The sequence below is a fragment of the Paraburkholderia sp. J7 genome (assembly GCF_905220155.1).
Taxonomy (GTDB): domain Bacteria; phylum Pseudomonadota; class Gammaproteobacteria; order Burkholderiales; family Burkholderiaceae; genus Paraburkholderia.
The window spans coordinates 56,421-75,061 of sequence record NZ_CAJMYZ010000025.1; the positions used below are offsets into that span (position 1 = coordinate 56,421).

An 18,641-nucleotide genomic window follows, 5' to 3' on the forward strand; every position below is an offset into this window, starting at 1 on the left:
AAGCTCGATGGGCTCGAACGCGCTACCAGCGCGCGCCGAAGACCGTGCGCAACTCCTCGAGCGCGGTGTCGCTGAGCGGCGCGGGACGCGGGTTCGTCATGAGCCACAAGCGCGCCGTCTCTTCCAGTTCTTCGATCACGTATGAAGCCTGCGAAACGGAGCGCTCCCAAACGACCGGCCCGAGTCGTTCGAGCAGCACGCCGCGCACGCTTTCTGCGAGCGCGGCGATCTGTTGCGCGACTTGCGGATCGCCGGGCCGCCGGTAGCGAATCAGCGGAATGTGGCCGACTTTCATAACGTAGTACGGCGTGATGGGCGGCAGCACGTCGGCGTCGCTCCAGACGCCTGCGAGCGTGAGCGCGACCAGGTGCGTGGAATGCGTGTGCACGATGCCGCGCGCTTCGCGGTTACGCTCGTACACGCCGCGATGCAGCGCCAGCGTTTTCGACGGCTTGCCGCCCGAAACCGCGTTGCCATTCAGGTCGACCTTCGCGATCTCCGCCGGATCGAGCCGGCCGAGGCAGGCGTCGGTCGGCGTGATGAGCCAGCCGTCGTCGAGCCGCGCGCTGATGTTGCCCGCGCTGCCGACCGTGTAACCGCGCGCGTACAGGCTAGCGCCCGTCACGCAAATTTCTTCGCGGACGCGGGCTTCGCCGCTCGTGTGAATGGCTGCCGTCATGGCGCGTCTCCGTCAAGATGGCGTAGCGCCTTCGCGAAGAAGTCGACCGCGCCGAAGTTGCCGGATTTGAGCGCAAGCGCAAGCGGCTCCCCGCCGATCGTGGCGGTGGCGGGCACGCCCGGATCGATCTGCTTGCCGATGCGCAGCATGTCGACGCCCAGCGCCTGCACCACTGCGCCCGAGGTCTCGCCACCGGCGACGACAAACTTGCGCACGCCGAGATCGCGCAGACCGCGCGCAATCGATGCGAGCGTGCGCTCGACCAGCTCGCCCGCTTGCGCGACGCCGAGTTCGCGCTGAGTCGCCTTCACTTCGTCGGGCGACGCCGTTGCGTAGATCAGCACGGGTTGCGGCTGCGCGGCGTTCATGTGCTCGCGTGCAAAGGCCAGCGCGTGTTCGACGACAGGCTCGCCGCGCGCCGCCGCGAGCGGATCGACGCGGAACGCGGGGCGCGTTTCGCGCCAGGCGGCCACCTGGGCATTCGTCGCCTTCGACGCACTGCCCGCCAGCACTACCGACGCGCCGTCGATACGCGGCAGCTCGCCTGCGTTGGCGGCATCGGCGAGCAAACCGGCGCGGCGGAAATTCGCGGGCAGACCGAGCGCGACGCCCGAGCCGCCCGTAATCAGCGGCAGGTCCGCGCAGGCTTCGCCGAGCGTGTAGAGATCGGCGTCGGAGACCGCGTCGGCAATCGCCATGCGCACGCCATCGGCGCGCAACGTGTCGATCGAAGCGCGCACGGCTTGTGCGCCCTGCGCCACCGCGTCATAGCGTACGAGGCCGACTTTCGAGCGCGTCTGCCGTTGCAGCACGCGCACGAGGTTCGCGTCCGTCATCGGCGTAAGCGGGTGATGCTCCATGCCCGACTCGTTCAGCAGCACGTCGCCGACGAACAGATGCCCGCGATAAATCGTGCGGCCGTTTTCCGGAAACGCGGGGCAAGCGATCGTGAATGGCGCGGTTCCGTCGATGCGCGACAGCGCGTCGAGCAGCGCGTCGGCCACGGGCCCAATGTTGCCTTTATCCGTCGAATCGAAGGTCGAGCAGTACTTGAAGAAGAACTGGCGGCAGCCTTGCGCGCGCAGCCATTCGAGCGCGGCCAGCGACTGCGCCACGGCGTCGGCGGCATCGATCGTGCGCGACTTCAGCGCGACCACGAGCGCATCGGCTTCGATGCGCGTGTCGGCGGCGGGCACGCCGATCGTCTGCACGGTGCGCATGCCGCCGCGCACCAGCATGTTCGCGAGATCGGTCGCGCCCGTGAAGTCGTCGGCGATACAGCCGAGCAGCGGCTTGCTGGTGGAGGCGTTCAGGTTCGTCATGTCGTTGCGCCCTTCTCGCTTACCGCTTCGCCGGGACATCGATGCCCGGGAAAATCTTGATGACGGCGGAATCGTCATCGCCGCCGTGGCCCGCCGTCGAGGCCATCATGAACATCTGATGCGCCGCCGCCGAGAGCGGCAGCGGAAACTTCGAGCGTCGCGCGGTATCGAGCACGAGGCCAAGATCCTTCACGAAGATGTCGACAGCCGAAAGCGGCGTGTAGTCGCCGTTGAGAATGTGCGGCACGCGATTCTCGAACATCCACGAGTTGCCGGCGCTATGCGTGATCACGTCGTAGAGCGCGTCGGGATCCACGCCTTCGCGAAGACCCAGCGCCATCGCCTCGGCGGCGGCGGCGATGTGCACGCCCGCGAGCAACTGGTTGATGATTTTCACCTTCGAGCCCGCGCCGTGCTGCTCGCCCAGCCGATACACCTTGCCCGCCATCGCGGCGAGCACGTCTTCGCATGCGGCGTATGCGGCAGCGGGCCCGGACGTCATCATGGTCATTTCGCCCGACGCGGCGCGCGCCGCGCCACCCGACACGGGGGCATCGAGCATGTGCAGGCCGGCCGCTTCCACGCGACGGCCGAGGTCAATGGCGAAGTCCGGCGCAACCGTTGCGCACGCAATCACCACGCCGCCTGGCTTCATCGACTTGACCGCGCCGTGCTCGCCGAACAGCACCGTTTCCGTTTGCGCGGCATTCACGACGAGCGTGACGACCACGTCGCACTGCGCGCCAAGCTCGGCGGGATTCGCGCAAGCCGTGCCGCCGTCGGCGACGAACTGGTCGAGCACTTCGCGGCGCACATCGCACGCATGGACATTGAAGCCGCCGCGCAGCAGCGAACGTGCGACACCCATGCCCATCGCACCCAGACCGATCACTCCGACATTTCTCGACATACCCTTTCCTCTACGAACAATGCAGCAGACAGCGCGCCGCGCATGGCGCTGGCGAACGCGTCTGCAAATCAGCAGATACCGGCTTCGGCCAAACGGCGCGCCGCGTTGTACATGTGGGTTTGCGCGGCATTGCGCGCCGCCATGGGGTCGCCAGCGCGGATTGCCGCGGCGATCGCTGCGTGTTCGTCGCGCACCTGACGCGAGAAGTCTTCGCGCAGCGCCTCGTTGCGGCGCGTGACGACCGTGCCCGCTTCGAGGTATTGATTGAGAAACGTCAGCGTCTTCAGGAAGTACGGATTGCCCGTCACGATGGCAATCGCGCGGTGAAACGCGACGTCTTCGGCAACGCCGTCGCGGCCTTCGGCGACGGCTTCATCGATCCTCTTGAGCGCGGCGTCGATGGCCATCATGTCGGCATCGGTGCGGCGCATCGCGGCTTCCGCGGCGACTTCGGCTTCGATCGCGCGGCGCACCGCGAGAATCTGCAGCACCGAGCCGCCTTCCATCGCTTCCGCATAGTCGATGCGCAGCGGCCGGATCGCGCCATGCGCCGATACGTAGACGCCACTGCCCTGGCGCGGCTCGACCACGCCTTCGTTCTTCAAGCGCGAAATGGCCTCGCGGATCACCGTGCGGCTCACGCCGAATTCCTGAGCGAGCACGGCTTCGGTCGGCAGCTTGCCGCCGCGCGCGAAGGTGCCCTTGTCGATCTGGGCGAGCAGCTGTTGCGCGACGGTGTCGCTCAGCGCCCGCGAGGGAATTTTCTCGAACATATCATCAGATTCGCCATGTCATCGGGTCATCATACAAATTTTGCCGCGCGGATCGACATTGGGGTGAACCCTTAAGAGGCTCGTTTGAGCCTGTTTCAAAGGGAGGCGGCCCGTCTCTCGACGGGCGCGCCTCCTTTCGCTCACTCGGGAAGGTCGTCCACTTCGATATCGAGGAGCGCCATGCTCATCGACTTGCCATGCGCGTCGAGCGCCAGCGAGCGCGTGACGCCTCCGCCGAGCGCGTTGCCGAGCACGAAATTGAATGCACCGAGAAGCGGCAGTTCATAGCGCACGACGTCGCCCTTGACCACGTCGGCGAGGTGAGCCTTGACGCGCTCCGGCGTGAGGACGTTGCGCAGATGAGCGTAGTGCTTCGCGTCAAAACAGATCACCGAAATATTCAGCGTATTGCCTTTGTCGCCGGTGCGGCCGTGGGCCAGTTCACGCAGTTTCATCGCTTGCCTCGACAAATTGGAAAGCCGCACTCACCTGTTCGCGCGGCAGCAGCACGGACTGCACGGCGAGCACCTCGCGCGTCGATTTGGTGACGCCGCCGCCGCCCGCAGGCCCGTTGGTGTAGAGCGTTTCGACCTCGTTGCCGATGCGCGCCGCTTCCTTTGCGTTCGCCGCGCGTCCGGCCACGCGAACGCGCACTTCGTACGGTTCTTCGTGACGGGCAGCAAGGGCATCGCCATAAAGCGCATTCACGCCGATCAGGTCGAAGCGCAGTTCACTCGTCTCGACGCCCGTGATCGCCAGACGCTCCCGCACGATGTCGAGCGCAAGCCGCGCACGCGCGAGCGCACCCGGCCCGCCATAGGAAATCTGCCCCTCTCCGATGTAGCCGTCGACATACGCGACCGACACCTTCAGCGTGCCGGTTCGAGCGCTGCCGCGTCCGCCCGTCACGCGCACGCGGTCATGTGCCTCCTCTGCGACGCGAACCTCGGAGAAGTCTGCGACGACATCGGGTTGAAAGTAGCGTTGTGGATCGTGAATCTCATAGAGCAATTGCTCCTTGCATGTCGCCTCGGTCACGCGCCCGCCCGCATGCGGCACCTTCGTCACGACGACGCTTCCATCGGCACTCACTTCGCCAATCGGAAAACCTAGCCGCGCGAGATTCGCTACGTCCTTGACGCCGGGATCGGCGAAATAGCCGCCCGTCACCTGCCCCGCACATTCGAGCAAATGGCCGACGACTGTCGCCTGCCCGAGCGTGTTCCAGTCGTCCATGCGCCAGCCGAACTCGTGAATGAGCGGCGCCGCGAACAGCGACGGGTCCGCGACGCGCCCCGTCAGCACGATATCCGCGCCCGCCGCGAGCGCTTCGACAATCGGCGCCGCGCCGAGATACGCATTCGCCGAGACGATGCGGTCCGTGTAGCGGCTCACATCGTCGCCGGACTCCTCGAAGCGCAGTTGGGATTGCAGGACGACATCGAGCACATCGTCGCCGGTGACGGCCGCAATCTTCAGTCCGCTCAGGCCAAGTTCCTGCGCAATGTGCGCGGTCTTGATCGCCGCCGCGCGCGGATTGGCGGCACCCATGTTCGAAATGATGCGCACGCGCTGGCTCACGGCGACCGGCAGTACGGCGCGCATGCGCGCTTCGAGCAGCGGATCGTAGCCAAGCTCGGGATGGTGACGGCGCGTCTGCTGCGCGATCGCGACCGTGCGTTCCGCGAGGCATTCGAATACGAGGTAGTCCAGCGCGCCGTGCTCCGCGAGTTCGACAGCGGGCTCGATGCGGTCGCCCGAGTAGCCAGCGCCCGCGCCTATGCGTACGCGTTTGGGTGATTCGGTCCGGTTCATGACGTCAACGACTCCTGTTTACAACGCAAACACGCCCAGCACGACGCACGCGATCGTCATGACGATCGATGCGCCAAACAGCAGCGGGAACGTGAACTTCTGATGGTCGGCGAGATCGATGCCGCACAGGCCGACGACCAGAAACGTCGCGGGCGTGAGCGGACTCACGGGAAAACCGGTAGTCATCTGGCCGAGCAGCGCGGCCTGGCCGATGTGCACGGCCGGCACGCCGAGCTGCGACGCGACTTCGGCGATAACCGGTAGCACGCCGAAATAAAACGAGTCGGGGTCGAACAGCATCGAGAGCGGCATCGACAGCACGCCGAGCGCAACCGGAATCTGCCCTGCAAACGAAGGCGGCACGAAGCCGACCGCCGCTTGTGCCATCGCCTTGAGCATGCCGCTGCCCTGCATGATGCCGGTAAACACGCCCGCTGCGAGCAGAATGCCTGCCATCATCAGCGCGGCGCGCGCATGGGCGTCGATGCGCTTTCGCTGCATGTCGACGTTCGGGTAATTCACCATCAGCGCGATGCACAGGCCCACCATGAACATGATCGCGGGCGGAATCTTCTCGCCCATCACGACCATCGTGCCGAGCACGATGATCGTCAGCACGATGTTGAACCAGAAGTTCTGCGGGCGGCGCAGCGCTTGCTCTTCGGGCGTGAGTTCGCGTTTGGGCACCGGCACAGCGCCGTTCGCAGACGAATAACCGAGGCGCTTTTCCTCGCGCCAGCCGAGCCACCAGGCCATGCTGAACACGAATACGAGGCCAATTGCCTGCACCGGAATCAGCGGGTTGAACAGCGCGGAAATCGGCAGATGCAGCGACGCCGATGCGCGAATCATCGGCCCCGTCCATGGCAGGAAGTTGATGCCCGCCGCCATCGAAACGGCTGCCGCGAGCACGCGCTTGTCCATGTTCAGGCGCTCGTACAGCGGCAGCATCGCGGGGATCGTGACAAGAAAGCACACGGCGCCCGAGCCGTCGAGGTGTATGAGCAGCGCGAGCAGCGTCGTGCCCACCACGATACGCGTCGGCTTGGTACCGACCGTGCGCAGGATGCGGTCGATGATCGGATCGAGCGTGCCCGCGTCCGTAATCGTGCCGAAATAGAGAATCGCGAACACGAACATGCCGACGACGGGCGCGAGGCTCTTCAATCCGTCGACAACGAACTTGCTCGTCTGCAAGCCGAATCCGCCAATCAGCGACGCGGCGATCGGCACGATGATGAGCGCGACGAGCGGCGACATGCGTTTTGAAAGAATCGCGGCCAGCAACACCACGATCGTCACGAGCCCCAGCAAAGGCAGCATGTTGTGTCTCCAGTCTTGTCTTTTAGTGCGGACCAGCGTAAGTTCGGCGGTGCAATAACGCAATTGAAATGAATTGATCGCAGCAATCGCAGTTCGTTATGGATCTTAATCTCCGCGACATTCGAGCTTTCGTGACCGTGGCGCACGCGGGCAACTTCACGCGCGCGGCGGCCCGGCTGCATTTGTCGCAGCCCGCGCTGACCGTGCAGATTCGGCGTCTGGAAGAAACCGTGGGCGCGCGACTGTTCGATCGCAACAGCCGCAGCGTCGCACTGACGCAAACGGGCCGCGAATTGCTGCCTATCCTGACGCGGTCGCTCAGTGACATGGAGCAGGCCCTGCGGGACGCGCGCGCCCTCGGCGACGGTTCGAGCGGCACGGTGCGGCTCGCGTGTCTGCCGACCTTCGCGGCCAGCGCGTTGCCCGAACTCATTCAGGCGTTTCGCCAACGCGTGCCGCAGGCGCGCTTCCAGGTTCGCGATGTCGTCGCGAGCGCCGTCAACGCACTCGTGCGCAATGAAGAGGTCGATATTGGCCTGACGGGCGGCCACAGCGTCGATGCGACGCTCGATGTTCTGCAGACGGGCGAGGACCGTCTCGTGATCGTGTGCCCGAAGACCCACCCGCTTGCCCGCAAGCGCACGGTGACGGTGGACGACTTCGCTTCGATGCCGCTCGTGCTGACCGCGCCGGGAACCAGCGTGCGCGCGGTGGTGGATGCGGCGCTGTCGAACTCGCGTTGCACGCCCGATATCGCGTGCGAGCCGATGTACATGATGACCGCCGTTGCGATGGTGCGCGGCGGCCTCGGGATTTCGGTTCTACCGGAATCGGCGCGTGAAGTGCATGCCGAGCGCGGTCTCGTCACGCGGCCGATTGACGATCCGGCGTTCGTGCGCCCGATCGCGCTCGTCAAGAAGCGCGGACGCACGCTGCCTCGCGTGACGGAGGACTTTGTCAGCACAGTCGATCTTGGCGGCGAGAGGCTGGGCTGAGCGCAAATTGTCGCTTTGCGGTGGGCACTGCCTTGAGTTCACTTAGCGCATTGCTTTGCGACTGCCTTTCGCCGCCCACGCCAGTACCAGGCACGAAAATGCATTGAAAGCGAAAAGGCCCTTCGCGCCCAGCACGGTCATGAACATGGATGCGATGGCAGGCCCTGTCATGCCTCCCAATGAGAACAGCACCAGCAACAGCGAAGAGATCGCCACACGCAATTGCGGATCGATACGGTCATTGGTGTCGCCCGCGACAAGTCCATACTGCGTGAACGTCACCGCGACATACGCAATGGCGCCAATCCAGAGAAACGCACCTTCGTGAAATACGACGAGCGCCACGCTCAGCGCCGCCGATAGCAACGCTATCCGGAACACGAGCAAACGCCGCGCATAACGGTCGGAAAGCCGCCCTATCGGCCGCTGCGTGAACAACGCGCCGAGTAAACAGACGCCCATGAATAGCGAAAGATTGGTCGTGGCGAAGCCGGAACGCACAAGAAAGACGGGCATCAACGAAAAAAAGCTGCTGTAGAGAAACCCCGCGAGAATGCAGCCCGGCACCGCAAGCGATGTTGCACGAGTCAACGCTCGCAGGACCTCGATCCAGCTATGCCCGCGCAACGGTTCAATCGCGCCGCTATTCGCCGTCTTGGGCCAGCCCGACAGCAACGCCACAGGAATGATCGCCGCTGAGAAAAGTCCGGAGGCAAGCGCAAATCCGGTTGTAGCGCCCGGGCTGCCGATATTCAGCAATAATTGCCCCGCGCACAGCGAGAAATAGTTGACGGTGGAGTAGGTGCCGAATATGCGCCCTCTATTGGCATTCGACGCCGTGCCCTGAATCCAGCTTTCGATAGACGAAAACAGGCCCATGAAAGCGAAGCCGGTCGCGAGACGAATCAACGCGAGCGTCGGTGCCGAGTCGAACGCTCCGAACGCTTGCGTGAGAATCGCGGCCAACGCGGCGAAGGCGATAAAGACCCGATGCTGGCCAAACCGGTCGATTAAACGTCGCGCGGTAAATGCGCCGAGCAAAAAGCCAAGGTAGTAGCACGACTGGATGAGTCCCACCATGAGCGTGGATTCGCCGTGGCGCACGAGACGCAGTGGAATCAGCGTCTGGAACAGCCCATTGCCGAGAATCAGAAAGCCCGCGCCGAGCAGCAGTCCCGCAAGGGTTCGGTATTCGCTGGGGGTTTGCGAGGCAGCGGCCGGAGCGGCCGGTAGTGGCGCGGCGTGACCGGGCGTGTCGAGAGGAAGGTTCGATTCCGCGCTGCCCATGCGATCGTATGGCGGTTCTTGCAGCAATAGTGTGCTGGCGTCACCTTGTGCTTCTCTCATTCTTACCGTCCGTAAAGCAGATGCGCAGGGCGCACGTCCCTCGATCAATGACGCCACGATTCGTTCAAGCGAAGCACGGCAGCGGCGTGTATCGCCAGAGTCGGTCAGCGTCATCCAGAATTCGGCCGCATGCGAAATCAATCACGAAACGTGATAAAGAAAGTAACGGCCCGTGATGCTCACGCGCGCGGGCACGAGAGCCGAAGATCGCCCGTCATTGCATGCTGTCACGCGAATATCACCCCCTCTTATTATCTGAATAAGATCCGCCGATCGTTTCGCGGCCGATTTTTTTGACCTACCTACTCTGCGAGCGCATGGCGTCGCCAACGGCTTCGCCGGCTTCGTTCTTCTTTCAACCGCAGAGACCTTCACATGCAAAAACACTTTCTTGCAGCGGCTATTGCGCTCGCATTCGCTACTGCTGCGCACGCCCAAAGCTCCGTCACGCTATATGGATTGATCGATGTCGGCGTCCTCTATGCCAACAATGCCGGCGGCCATAGCCAGTATCAGATGAGCAGCGGCAATATCCAGGGCAGCCGCTGGGGCTTGCGCGGCAACGAAGATCTCGGTGGCGGGCTCAAGGCGCTGTTCGTGCTCGAAAACGGTTTCAACGTGGCGACCGGCAAGCTTGGCCAGGGCGGCGACGAATTCGGACGCCAGGCCTACGTGGGACTGTCGTCGGCGAATCTCGGCACGATCACATTCGGCCGCCAGTACGATTCGATCACTGACTTCACGTACATGTTCGAAGCGGCGAACGTGTGGTCGCCGTACTTTGGCGCGCATCCCGGCGACCTCGACAACCTGAACGGCACCAACCGCGTGAACAACGCGATCAAGTACAAGAGCCTCTCCTACGGCGGCTTCACGTTCGGCGGGCTTTACAGCCTCGGCGGCGTGGCGGGCGACTTCACCCGCAACCAGATCTGGTCGCTCGGCGCGAACTACACGCGCGGGCCTCTGGTGCTCGGCGTGTCGTACCTCAACGCCAGGGACCCGAACTACTCGTACTTCGGCAACAACTCGACTTCGAGCACCACGGCGTCGAACATGACGTCGAGCCGCGTCTACTCCGGTTATGCATCGGCGAAAACGCAGCAGGTTATCGTCGCGGGCGCGCAATATACCTACGAAGCCGCGACCTTCGGCGTCACGTACAGCAACACGCAGTTCAAGGACATCGGCGCGCTCGCCGGGCTGCCTGCCACCGGAGCCGGCGGCGACGCGAAATTCCACAATGTCGAGGCGAACTTCCGCTATCAGCTCACGCCTGCGCTGCTGCTGGGCGCGGCTTACGACTACACCAAGGGCTATGGCGTGAACGGCGCGACATATCACCAGGGTGTGATGGGCGCCGATTACTTCCTCTCGAAGCGCACCGATTTGTACGTCGACGCGGTCTACCAGCACGCATCCGGCACCGATTCCACGGGGGAAAAGGCGGTCGCGAACATCAACTTCCTCACCGCTTCGACCACGCAAAACCAGGTCATGGCGATTGTCGGGATGCGGCACCGGTTCTAAAACGCGCGAACGCCGGCGTATTTGCGTAAGCGGTGCTTATGGTTAGGAAAAGAGCCGCTTAGGCACCGGCGTTTCGCAACGGGTTCGGCTACCTTAGGACAACGCGCGCCGCGCTCAAGGCCGGCGCGCCGCTGCCAGCGAAACACGCGCGCAAGCGAACCCGAGGGTATTGAACATGCAGAGCCTGGCTTTCGGGCACGTTTTTCGTGCCGATTCACCGCTTGTCATCGTCACGCCGCATAGCGGCAGCCGGATTCCGGGCGAGTTGCTGAGCAGCGCGTCATGGACCGCCATCGAGGGACGTATGGCCGATCCGGCGGGCCTCGCCCTCGAAGCCCTCGCCGCGAAGCGCGGCATCACGACGATCAGTGCGCGCTACCATCCTTGCGTCATCGACTTCAACGTGGCAACGGAAAGCCGTCCGCTATCGTTGCGCCTGAGCCGAAGCGGCCTGTGCCGCACGCACACGTCGCGCGGCGAGCCGCTCTACGACGATTCGCACCCGCCTTCCGAGCGCGAAGTCGAAGCCCGCGTCGAACAGTACTGGCGTCCCTTTCATGCGGCCGTGGCGGCGGAAATCGAACGCTTGCGCAGCCTTCACGCCAACGTGCTGCTGCTCGTTTCGCACGCGAGCTACTGGCTCTCGCCTTACCGCAACCAGAGCGGCGCGCTCGACTGCAACATCGGCAGCAATCGCGGCCGTTCATGCGAGCGTCAACTCGTCTCCGCGCTCACCGATACGGTTGGCGAGCACGGCCGCTCATGGGTCGTGAACGGCAAGGTCGCGGACGTGTTCGCGGCGCAGCACTACGGCGCGCCCGACGAGGGCATCCACGCTGTCGAAATGGAGATCGCGGGCCGCTGGCGGGCAGCGCTCGAATACGAGCGCGAGCAGGCAGAAGGTGCCGAAGCGGTTGCCACGCTCAGTGCGCTGCTCGATGCGCTGGAGGGCGCGCTCGCACGCTTTCCGCGCGCGCCGTCGCACGCAACGTCAACCCACGCCGACCGGCTGCCAAAGTAACGGCAACGCGCGATTCCCTAATATTTACGCTCAGGCAACCGTGTTAGCATTCATGCTGTCACGTTGCAGGCGACCATGAAAGAAAGCGCACCTGAACAGTATCCAGACTGGGATTTACTCGCAAGCTGGGTGGCCGTCGTCGAATCGGGTTCGATTTCAGACGCGGCAAGCCGCCTCGCGATCTCGCAAGCAGGCGTCTCACAACGCATCAAGGCGCTCGAAACCATCCTCGACACCACGTTGCTCGATCGCGCCACGCGCCCCGCGCGTCCCACCGCCGCCGGTCAACGCCTGTTCGAACACGCCACGGTGCTGCTGCAAGGCGCGGACCAGATGGTCGAAGCCGTGCGCAACGTCACGCGCGCCAAGCGCGTTGTCGTGCGTCTCGGATGCGTCGATTCGTTTGCGGCCACCATCGGCCCGATCATCATCAAGGCGCTCGCGGGCACGTCGCATCAAATCCGTTTGTGGTCGGGCATCACGCCTACGCTCGACGCGCAGCTCGAGGCGCGCCAGCTCGACATGGCCGTGACGACCACCGAGCTTTCGCAGGTGCCCGGCATTCGCCGCCAGAAGCTGTTTTCGGAGCCCTACGTGGTCGTGCTGCCGCGCAGCTTCGAAGTGGACCGCTTCACGACGCTCACGGAACTGAGCCGCCAGCTTCAACTCATCCGCTACAGCGCGCGTTCGGTCATCGGCCAACACGTCGATGCCTATCTCGCCGCCAACGCCGAAAACATCGAGCGCACCTGCGAATTCGACGCCACCGACCCGATGCTCAGTCTCGTGGCCGCCGGCCTCGGCTTCGCGGTGACCACGCCGCTGTGTCTGTGGCAGTCGCGCCATTACGTGCCCGATCTACGCGTGGTCGCGCTTTCGTCGTTCTCGCGGCACGGCCGGGCCTACCAGGGCCTGAGCCGCTCGTTCTTTCTCGCCTCGCGCGAGAACGAACTCGGCCATCTGCCCGCCGATCTCTACGATCTGCTCAAGCGCGCGTTCGAGCGCCAGGTGTCGCGCGACATCGCCAAAGCGCTCGCGCTCGCGCCCGAGGATGTCTGTATCGCCGACGAGCAATGATGTGCGCCGCGCGTTGGCCGCATGTTCCGCCGCTTCCATAACCCTCGCCGATCCAAAGCATAAGTCGAGGTTTAGCAACGCGCGGTTTGCCGCCTTGCCACTAGTCTGGACACTGAGCTTCGCCTTCGGCGCAAAGCGGCGCGCGCGGCGTGCCGCTGCATGCGAACCGCTACGCCGGCGGCGTTTTCGAATCCCCTTCCCTTAGGAGCCAGTGTGATTTCAGGTCCTCAATTCCCGCAGCCCGCGAACGAACCCGAAGTGCATTTCGGCGCGGGCACGCAAGCGCAAGCGGAGTTGCGCCAGGCGCTCGAACAGCGCGACGTGGTCGAGATTCCCACCGTGATCGACGGCAAGCGCTACTTCTCGAACGACGTCGTCGAAGTGCGCGCACCGCACGACACGCAGCGCCTGCTCGCCCGCATCCACCGGCCCACTGAAGCCCAGGTCCAGGAAGCGATTGCGAGCAACAAACGCGTGGCGAAAGATTGGGCCCGACTCACGCACGCGAGCCGCGCAACGATCCTGCATCGCGCCGCCGAGATCATCGCCACGCGTTCGCGCATGAAGATCAACGCGGCGACCATGCTCGGCCAGAGCAAGACCGTGGAAGAGGCCGAGCCGGACAGCGCCTGCGAGTTGATCGATTTCCTGCGCTTCAACGCCTACAACGCACAACGCGTGTATGCGGAGCAGCCGATGTCGGTCGCAACCGCCGCGAACCGCGCCGACTGGCGTCCGCTCGAAGGTTTCGTCTACGCCGTCTCGCCGTTCAACTTCACGGCCATCGGCGGCAACCTGACCACGGCGCCCGCCATCATGGGCAATACCGTGCTGTGGAAACCCTCGGAAAAGTCGGCGCTCGCCAATTACATCTTCTTCGAAGCGCTCGAAGAGGCGGGCCTGCCGCCGGGCGTGATCAACTTCGTGCCGGGCGAAGCCGAACTCACCACGCGCGTGGCAATGGCCTCGCCCGATCTCGCGGGTATTCATTTCACGGGCTCGTCGGCGGTGTTCCAGTCGCTCTGGAAGGGCGTGGCGTCCAAGGTCGACTCGTTCCGTACGATTCCGCGCCTCGTGGGCGAAACGGGCGGCAAGGACTTCGTGCTCGCGCATGCGTCGGCGCATCCGTCCGAAGTCGCGATCGCGCTGATTCGCGGCGCGTTCGGCTATCAAGGGCAAAAGTGCAGCGCCGCCTCGCGCGCCTATATTCCGCGCAGCCTGTGGTCCACAGTGCGCGAGGAATTGCGCGCGCGCCTTGCCGAGCTGAAAGTGGGCGACGTAGCCGACTTCAGCACGTTCATGGGCGCCGTGATTTCCGAAGCCTCGCATAACAAGCTGAGCCGCGTGCTGGCCGCGGCAAAGGACGACTCGGCTGTCACCTTCGTGAGCGGCGGCAAGACGTGGTCGGAACCCGGCTACTTTGTCGAGCCGACCGTGCTCGAAGTGAGCAATCCGAAGCACGCGCTGATGACCGAGGAACTGTTCGGGCCGATCCTCTCGGTGTATGTGTACGACGACAACGCATGGGACGACACGCTCACGCTGATCGACGCGACGAGCCCGTACGCCCTCACCGGCTCGATCTTCTGCACCGACCGCTTCGCGCTGCATCAGGCCGAGGACGTGCTCGTGAACGCCGCGGGCAACCTCTACCTCAACGACAAGCCGACCGGCGCGATGATCGGCCAGCAGCCGTTCGGCGGCGGCCGTGCGAGCGGCACGAACGACAAGGCCGGTTCGTATCTGAACCTGCTGCGCTGGGCCTCGCCGCGCGTCGTGAAGGAAACCTACCTGCCCACGCGCGAGTGGCGTTTCGGCGTGTAAGGGTCACGCGCGGTTCCTGCTCCCGGTGACAGCCGGGACGCATGAAAAAAGGGCTCATCGCGACGATGAGCCCTTTTGCTTTACATGTTCGGATAATTCGGTCCGCCGCCGCCTTCGGGCGTGACCCACACGATGTTTTGCGTCGGGTCCTTGATATCGCAGGTCTTGCAGTGAACGCAGTTCTGCGCATTGATGACTAGCGTGCGATCGCTCGCGCCTTCATCGCCCGTGAACTCGTAGACGCCCGCCGGGCAAAACCGCGCTTCAGGCCCCGCGTAGCGGTCGAGATTCACACGCACGGGCACGCTCGCATCCTTGAGCGTGAGATGAGCGGGCTGGTTCTCTTCGTGATTCGTATTCGAGAGAAACACCGAAGAAAGCCGGTCGAACGTGAGCTTGCCGTCGGGCTTCGGATAGGCGATCGGCTTGCACTGCGCTGCCGGCCGAAATGTTTCGTGATCCGAATGATGATGGTGAAGCGTCCATGGCACGCGTCCGCCCAGCACCTTTTGCTCGAGGCCGACCATCATGCTGCCGAGATAGAGGCCCTTGCTCATCCATTGCTTGAAATTGCGCGCGCGATGCAGTTCTTCCTTGAGCCACGATTGCTCGAAGGCCTCGGGGTACGCCTCGAGCGTGTCGTTGCCACGCCCCGCTTGCAACGCGTCGAACGCCGCTTGCGCCGCCATCATGCCCGAGGCGATCGCCGCGTGGCTGCCCTTGATGCGTGAGGCGTTGAGCATGCCCGCCTCGCAACCCATGAGCGCGCCGCCCGCGAACACGAGTTTGGGCATCGACACGAGGCCACCCGCCGCAATGGCGCGCGCGCCATACGAAAGGCGCCGGCCGCCTTCGAGAAAGCGCCGGATCGCCGGATGCGTCTTGTAGCGCTGAAACTCCTCGAACGGTGACAAATACGGATTCGTGTACCCGAGCCCCACGACGAACCCCACCACCACCTGGTTGTCGTTCAGGTGATAGAGAAACGAGCCGCCGTAGGTGTCGCTTTCGAGCGGCCAGCCCGCGGTGTGTATCACGAGGCCCGGCTGATGCAAGGCCGGATCGATCTCCCAGAGTTCCTTGATGCCGAGTCCGTATACCTGCGGATCGGCGCCCTCGTCGAGTTTGAAACGGCCGATCAGCTCGCGGCCAAGATGGCCGCGCGCGCCTTCCGCGAATAGCGTATAGCGCGCGTGCAGTTCCATGCCCAGCTGGAAGTTCGCAGTCGGCTCCCCGTCCTTGCCGACGCCCATATTGCCCGTCGCCACGCCCCGCACTTCGCCGTGCTCGCCGTAGAGCACTTCCGCCGCTGCGAAGCCCGCGAAGATCTCCACGCCCAGCGCTTCAGCCTGTTCCGCGAGCCAGCGTGTCACATTGCCGAGGCTCACGACATAGTTGCCGTGGTTCTTGAAGTTATCGGGCAGCAGCCAGTTGGGCACCGGCCTCGCGCCGCCTTCGGAAAGGAAGAGAAAACGGTCTTCGGTCACCGGTACGTCGAGCGGTGCACCGCGCTCCTTCCAGTCGGGAATCAGCTCGGAAAGCGCGCGCGGGTCCATGACCGCGCCCGAGAGCGTATGCGCGCCGATGGCCGAACCTTTCTCGAGCACGCACACGCTCACATCAGCGTTGCGTTCTTGCGCCATCTGCTTGAGGCGGATGGCGGCGGAAAGACCGGCCGGCCCTCCACCGACAATGACGACGTCATACTCCATCGATTCGCGCGGGCCAAACCGCGCTGCGAAGTTCTTCGTGTCCATTTCAACCGATATCTGACTGTGCGGGACGGCTGCGGCTCGCACACACATGCAAGGGCCGCAGCCTTGTGGAGTTCCCGGCACGCGCCGCGCGAAGCGGCACGACCGGCCTGAAACCCATCCTACGTTGCCGGATAGCGGATGCCTGCGACATCACCGGCGCTTATGCAGCAATCAAGCCCGCGTTGGTCTTGCGATGGCGTGAATTCAATGCGGCGACGCGAGCGCGTCCAGTCGTGGTGATTCTGTGCGCGTGGCTGCGAATGCGACCGGGCCAGTCCCGCGTAAGGCAAGCGCCACCCAGAACCGCGCGGATAGCGCCCGAATACCGCGCGCACGGCCTGTGCGCGGCGGCAGCGCGACGCCCGCTTCTACTAAGCATCGATCCTGCTTATATTGGCGCGCCGCGGTTTATGGCGTCTCACACTTCGCCCCATACCCTTTGCTCAGGAAAGGACGCGAAACCGTGGACAAATATGATGTGGTCGTGATTGGCGCTGGCGTGATCGGCAGCTCCGTCGCATTTCAACTGGCGAAGCTCGGCGCGAAGAACGTGCTCGTGCTCGATCGCGGCACGATTGGCGCCGGGACGACCTCGCAGTCGTCCGGCATCTTGCGGACCCATTATTCCGTCAAGGAAAACGTGGAACTCGCGCTCAAGAGCTGGGAAGTCTTCAACAACTTCCCGGCCTATCTCGGCGACGAAGAAGCGTCCTGCGGACTCGTGAAGTGCGGCTACATGATCGTGGCGAGCGAGGGCGACAAGCTCGAGCCGCTGCGCGCGTCGCTCGATCAGCAAAAGGCCCAGGGCGTGCCGCTCGAATTGCTCGACGCGAAAACCGCGCATGAACTGCTGCCGATCGCCCGCTTCGACGACGCCGCGTTGATCGGCTACGAGCCCGAAGCCGGTTTCGCCGATGCGTATCTCGTCGCCACCAGCTTCGCGCGCGCCGCACGCCGCGGCGGCGTGACGATCCGCGAGAACGTCGCGGTCAACAAGATCCTGTTCGAAGGCAACCGCGTGGTCGGTGTATCGACGAGCGCGGGCGACTTCGCAGCGGGCGTCGTCATCAGCACACAGAACATCTGGACGCCTGAACTTGCGGGCTGGACCGGCCGCAACCTGCCCGTGATGCCCGAACGCCACGCGGTGCTCGCGCTCGAATGCGACGCGGCGAAGTACACCTTCTCGATGCCGGTATTCAAGGACCTGGCCTCGCCCGGCATGCTCTATTACCGCAGCTACGGCGGCAGTCAGATGCTGGTGAGCGAAGGCATCGTGGGCGAAAAGCTCGCCGCCGCCGAAACCGAGCAAGGCGACATTCCGATGGACTATGTCGTCGAAGTCGGCGCGCAGGTGGCCGAGCGCTTCCCGGCCTACGAAACGGCGGGCATCGCGTCGTCGTGGACCGGCGTCTACGACGTCACGCCCGACTGGAATCCGGTGCTCGGCCGCCTGCCCGGCATCGAAGGCCTCGTGGTCGGCTACGGCTTCTCGGGCCACGGCTTCAAGCTTTCGCCGACGGTGGGCCGCGTGCTCGCCCAGGAAGCGCTTGGTCTGCCGACCGATGTCTCGCTCGACCCGTATTCGATCGAGCGCTTCGAAACGGGCGCGCTGCTGACGGGCAAATACGGCCTTGGCGCCGTGTCGTGAGCGCGCGTGACCCTGTGCCGATGAACACCGCCAACGTACGCGCGCTCGCCGCGCTGCCGCGCGAAGCGTGGCGCAATGGCGGCGGCGTGACACGCACGCTTGCCGCGAACGCGAATGCAGACGCAGACGCATGGCGCGTGAGCATCGCCGAAGTCGAGCGCGATGGCCCGTACTCGCGTTTTGCCGGCATGACGCGCGTGTCGTTCGTACTGCGCGGCGCAGGCGTCGTGCTGCGCGAAGGCGCGCTGGAAGTGTCGCTCACGCCGAACGAAGCCGTGGAATACACGGGCAACGCAGCGTGGGACGCGCGCCTCGTGGGCGGCGCGGTCACGGTGCTGAACGTGATGAGCGCGGCGCAAAAGTATCGCGTCGCGGTGCGCCCACTCGGCGCGAGCGTGACTGTCGACGCCGGCGGCGTGGCGCTCGTGCTGGCGCTCGATGGTGCGTGCGATATCGGCGGCGGCTTAGCCGGACACACACGCCTCGCATCGGGCGAATACGCCACGTTCGCCGACGTGCGCGCGCCGCTGGCCATCGCGCCCGCCACGCCAGGCGCGCGCATCGTGCTCGTCACGTTGTCGCCTGTCGCATCACCATGAACGAATATCGTTGAGTAT

16 protein-coding genes are annotated in these 18,641 nt (G+C 64.5%); 7 read left to right on the top strand and 9 right to left on the bottom strand.

Features of this window, described 5'->3' with window-relative positions; all coding sequences use genetic code 11:
• Window positions 1–22: 22 nt before the first annotated feature.
• From U5A58_RS32780 to U5A58_RS32810, 7 genes are all read right to left on the bottom strand, one after another.
• Window positions 23–679: an aldolase gene (locus U5A58_RS32780; protein WP_321964537.1), complete on the bottom strand. Its 657-nt coding sequence runs from the start codon at window positions 677–679 to the stop codon at window positions 23–25.
• Window positions 676–1,992, bottom strand: a complete 1,317-nt coding sequence (gene otnK / locus U5A58_RS32785; RefSeq protein ID WP_321964587.1) for a 3-oxo-tetronate kinase — start codon at window positions 1,990–1,992, stop codon at window positions 676–678. Before otnK ends, U5A58_RS32780 begins: the two co-directional genes overlap by 4 nt.
• A gap of 28 nt (window positions 1,993–2,020) precedes the next feature.
• Window positions 2,021–2,911 carry an L-threonate dehydrogenase gene (ltnD, locus tag U5A58_RS32790; protein WP_321964538.1) on the bottom strand — a complete coding sequence of 297 codons (891 nt, stop codon included), beginning with the start codon at window positions 2,909–2,911 and terminating at the stop codon, window positions 2,021–2,023.
• Window positions 2,912–2,979: 68 nt separating this feature from the next.
• Complete coding sequence (locus U5A58_RS32795) at window positions 2,980–3,684, bottom strand: FadR/GntR family transcriptional regulator (protein WP_321964539.1); 705 nt, start codon at window positions 3,682–3,684, stop codon at window positions 2,980–2,982.
• A 140-nt stretch (window positions 3,685–3,824) separates the two neighbouring features.
• The gene (locus U5A58_RS32800) at window positions 3,825–4,139 is read right to left on the bottom strand and encodes a hypothetical protein (RefSeq protein ID WP_321916297.1); all 315 of its coding nucleotides are present in this window, start codon (window positions 4,137–4,139) and stop codon (window positions 3,825–3,827) included.
• Window positions 4,126–5,499 carry an acyclic terpene utilization AtuA family protein gene (locus U5A58_RS32805; RefSeq protein ID WP_321964540.1) on the bottom strand — a complete coding sequence of 458 codons (1,374 nt, stop codon included), beginning with the start codon at window positions 5,497–5,499 and terminating at the stop codon, window positions 4,126–4,128. The genes U5A58_RS32800 and U5A58_RS32805 overlap by 14 nt, the downstream gene beginning before the upstream one ends.
• 18 nt (window positions 5,500–5,517) lie before the next feature.
• Window positions 5,518–6,822, bottom strand: a complete 1,305-nt coding sequence (locus U5A58_RS32810; protein WP_321916299.1) for a citrate:proton symporter — start codon at window positions 6,820–6,822, stop codon at window positions 5,518–5,520.
• Window positions 6,823–6,920: 98 nt separating this feature from the next.
• Between U5A58_RS32810 and U5A58_RS32815 the strand changes: the two genes are divergently transcribed.
• On the top strand, window positions 6,921–7,817 hold the full coding sequence (locus U5A58_RS32815; RefSeq protein ID WP_321964541.1) for a LysR family transcriptional regulator: 897 nt from the start codon (window positions 6,921–6,923) through the stop codon (window positions 7,815–7,817).
• Window positions 7,818–7,859: 42 nt separating this feature from the next.
• Here U5A58_RS32815 and U5A58_RS32820 read toward each other — a convergent pair whose 3' ends face one another.
• Window positions 7,860–9,164 carry an MFS transporter gene (locus U5A58_RS32820; protein WP_321964542.1) on the bottom strand — a complete coding sequence of 435 codons (1,305 nt, stop codon included), beginning with the start codon at window positions 9,162–9,164 and terminating at the stop codon, window positions 7,860–7,862.
• A 375-nt stretch (window positions 9,165–9,539) separates the two neighbouring features.
• On the opposite strand from U5A58_RS32820, the gene U5A58_RS32825 reads away from it, so the two are divergent.
• From U5A58_RS32825 to pruA, 4 genes are all read left to right on the top strand, one after another.
• Window positions 9,540–10,694: a porin gene (locus U5A58_RS32825; protein WP_321964543.1), complete on the top strand. Its 1,155-nt coding sequence runs from the start codon at window positions 9,540–9,542 to the stop codon at window positions 10,692–10,694.
• Window positions 10,695–10,869: 175 nt separating this feature from the next.
• Entirely contained in the window at window positions 10,870–11,715 is an 846-nt protein-coding gene (locus U5A58_RS32830; protein WP_321964544.1) for an N-formylglutamate amidohydrolase, read from the top strand.
• Between the two features lie 75 nt (window positions 11,716–11,790).
• Window positions 11,791–12,792: a LysR family transcriptional regulator gene (locus U5A58_RS32835; RefSeq protein WP_321916307.1), complete on the top strand. Its 1,002-nt coding sequence runs from the start codon at window positions 11,791–11,793 to the stop codon at window positions 12,790–12,792.
• Window positions 12,793–13,005: 213 nt separating this feature from the next.
• Window positions 13,006–14,616 (top strand): L-glutamate gamma-semialdehyde dehydrogenase, encoded by a 1,611-nt coding sequence (gene pruA / locus U5A58_RS32840; protein WP_321949444.1) that lies wholly within the window; start codon window positions 13,006–13,008, stop codon window positions 14,614–14,616.
• A gap of 80 nt (window positions 14,617–14,696) precedes the next feature.
• Here pruA and U5A58_RS32845 read toward each other — a convergent pair whose 3' ends face one another.
• Window positions 14,697–16,373, bottom strand: coding sequence for an electron transfer flavoprotein-ubiquinone oxidoreductase (locus U5A58_RS32845; RefSeq protein WP_321964545.1), 1,677 nt, complete (start codon window positions 16,371–16,373; stop codon window positions 14,697–14,699).
• 463 nt (window positions 16,374–16,836) lie between these two features.
• Here U5A58_RS32845 and U5A58_RS32850 point away from each other — a divergent pair, with 463 nt between their 5' ends.
• Together U5A58_RS32850 and U5A58_RS32855 are read left to right on the top strand one after the other, a co-directional pair.
• Window positions 16,837–18,024 (top strand): FAD-binding oxidoreductase, encoded by a 1,188-nt coding sequence (locus tag U5A58_RS32850; RefSeq protein WP_321916312.1) that lies wholly within the window; start codon window positions 16,837–16,839, stop codon window positions 18,022–18,024.
• Complete coding sequence (locus U5A58_RS32855) at window positions 18,021–18,623, top strand: HutD family protein (protein ID WP_321964546.1); 603 nt, start codon at window positions 18,021–18,023, stop codon at window positions 18,621–18,623. The genes U5A58_RS32850 and U5A58_RS32855 overlap by 4 nt, the downstream gene beginning before the upstream one ends.
• Window positions 18,624–18,641 lie beyond the last annotated feature (18 nt).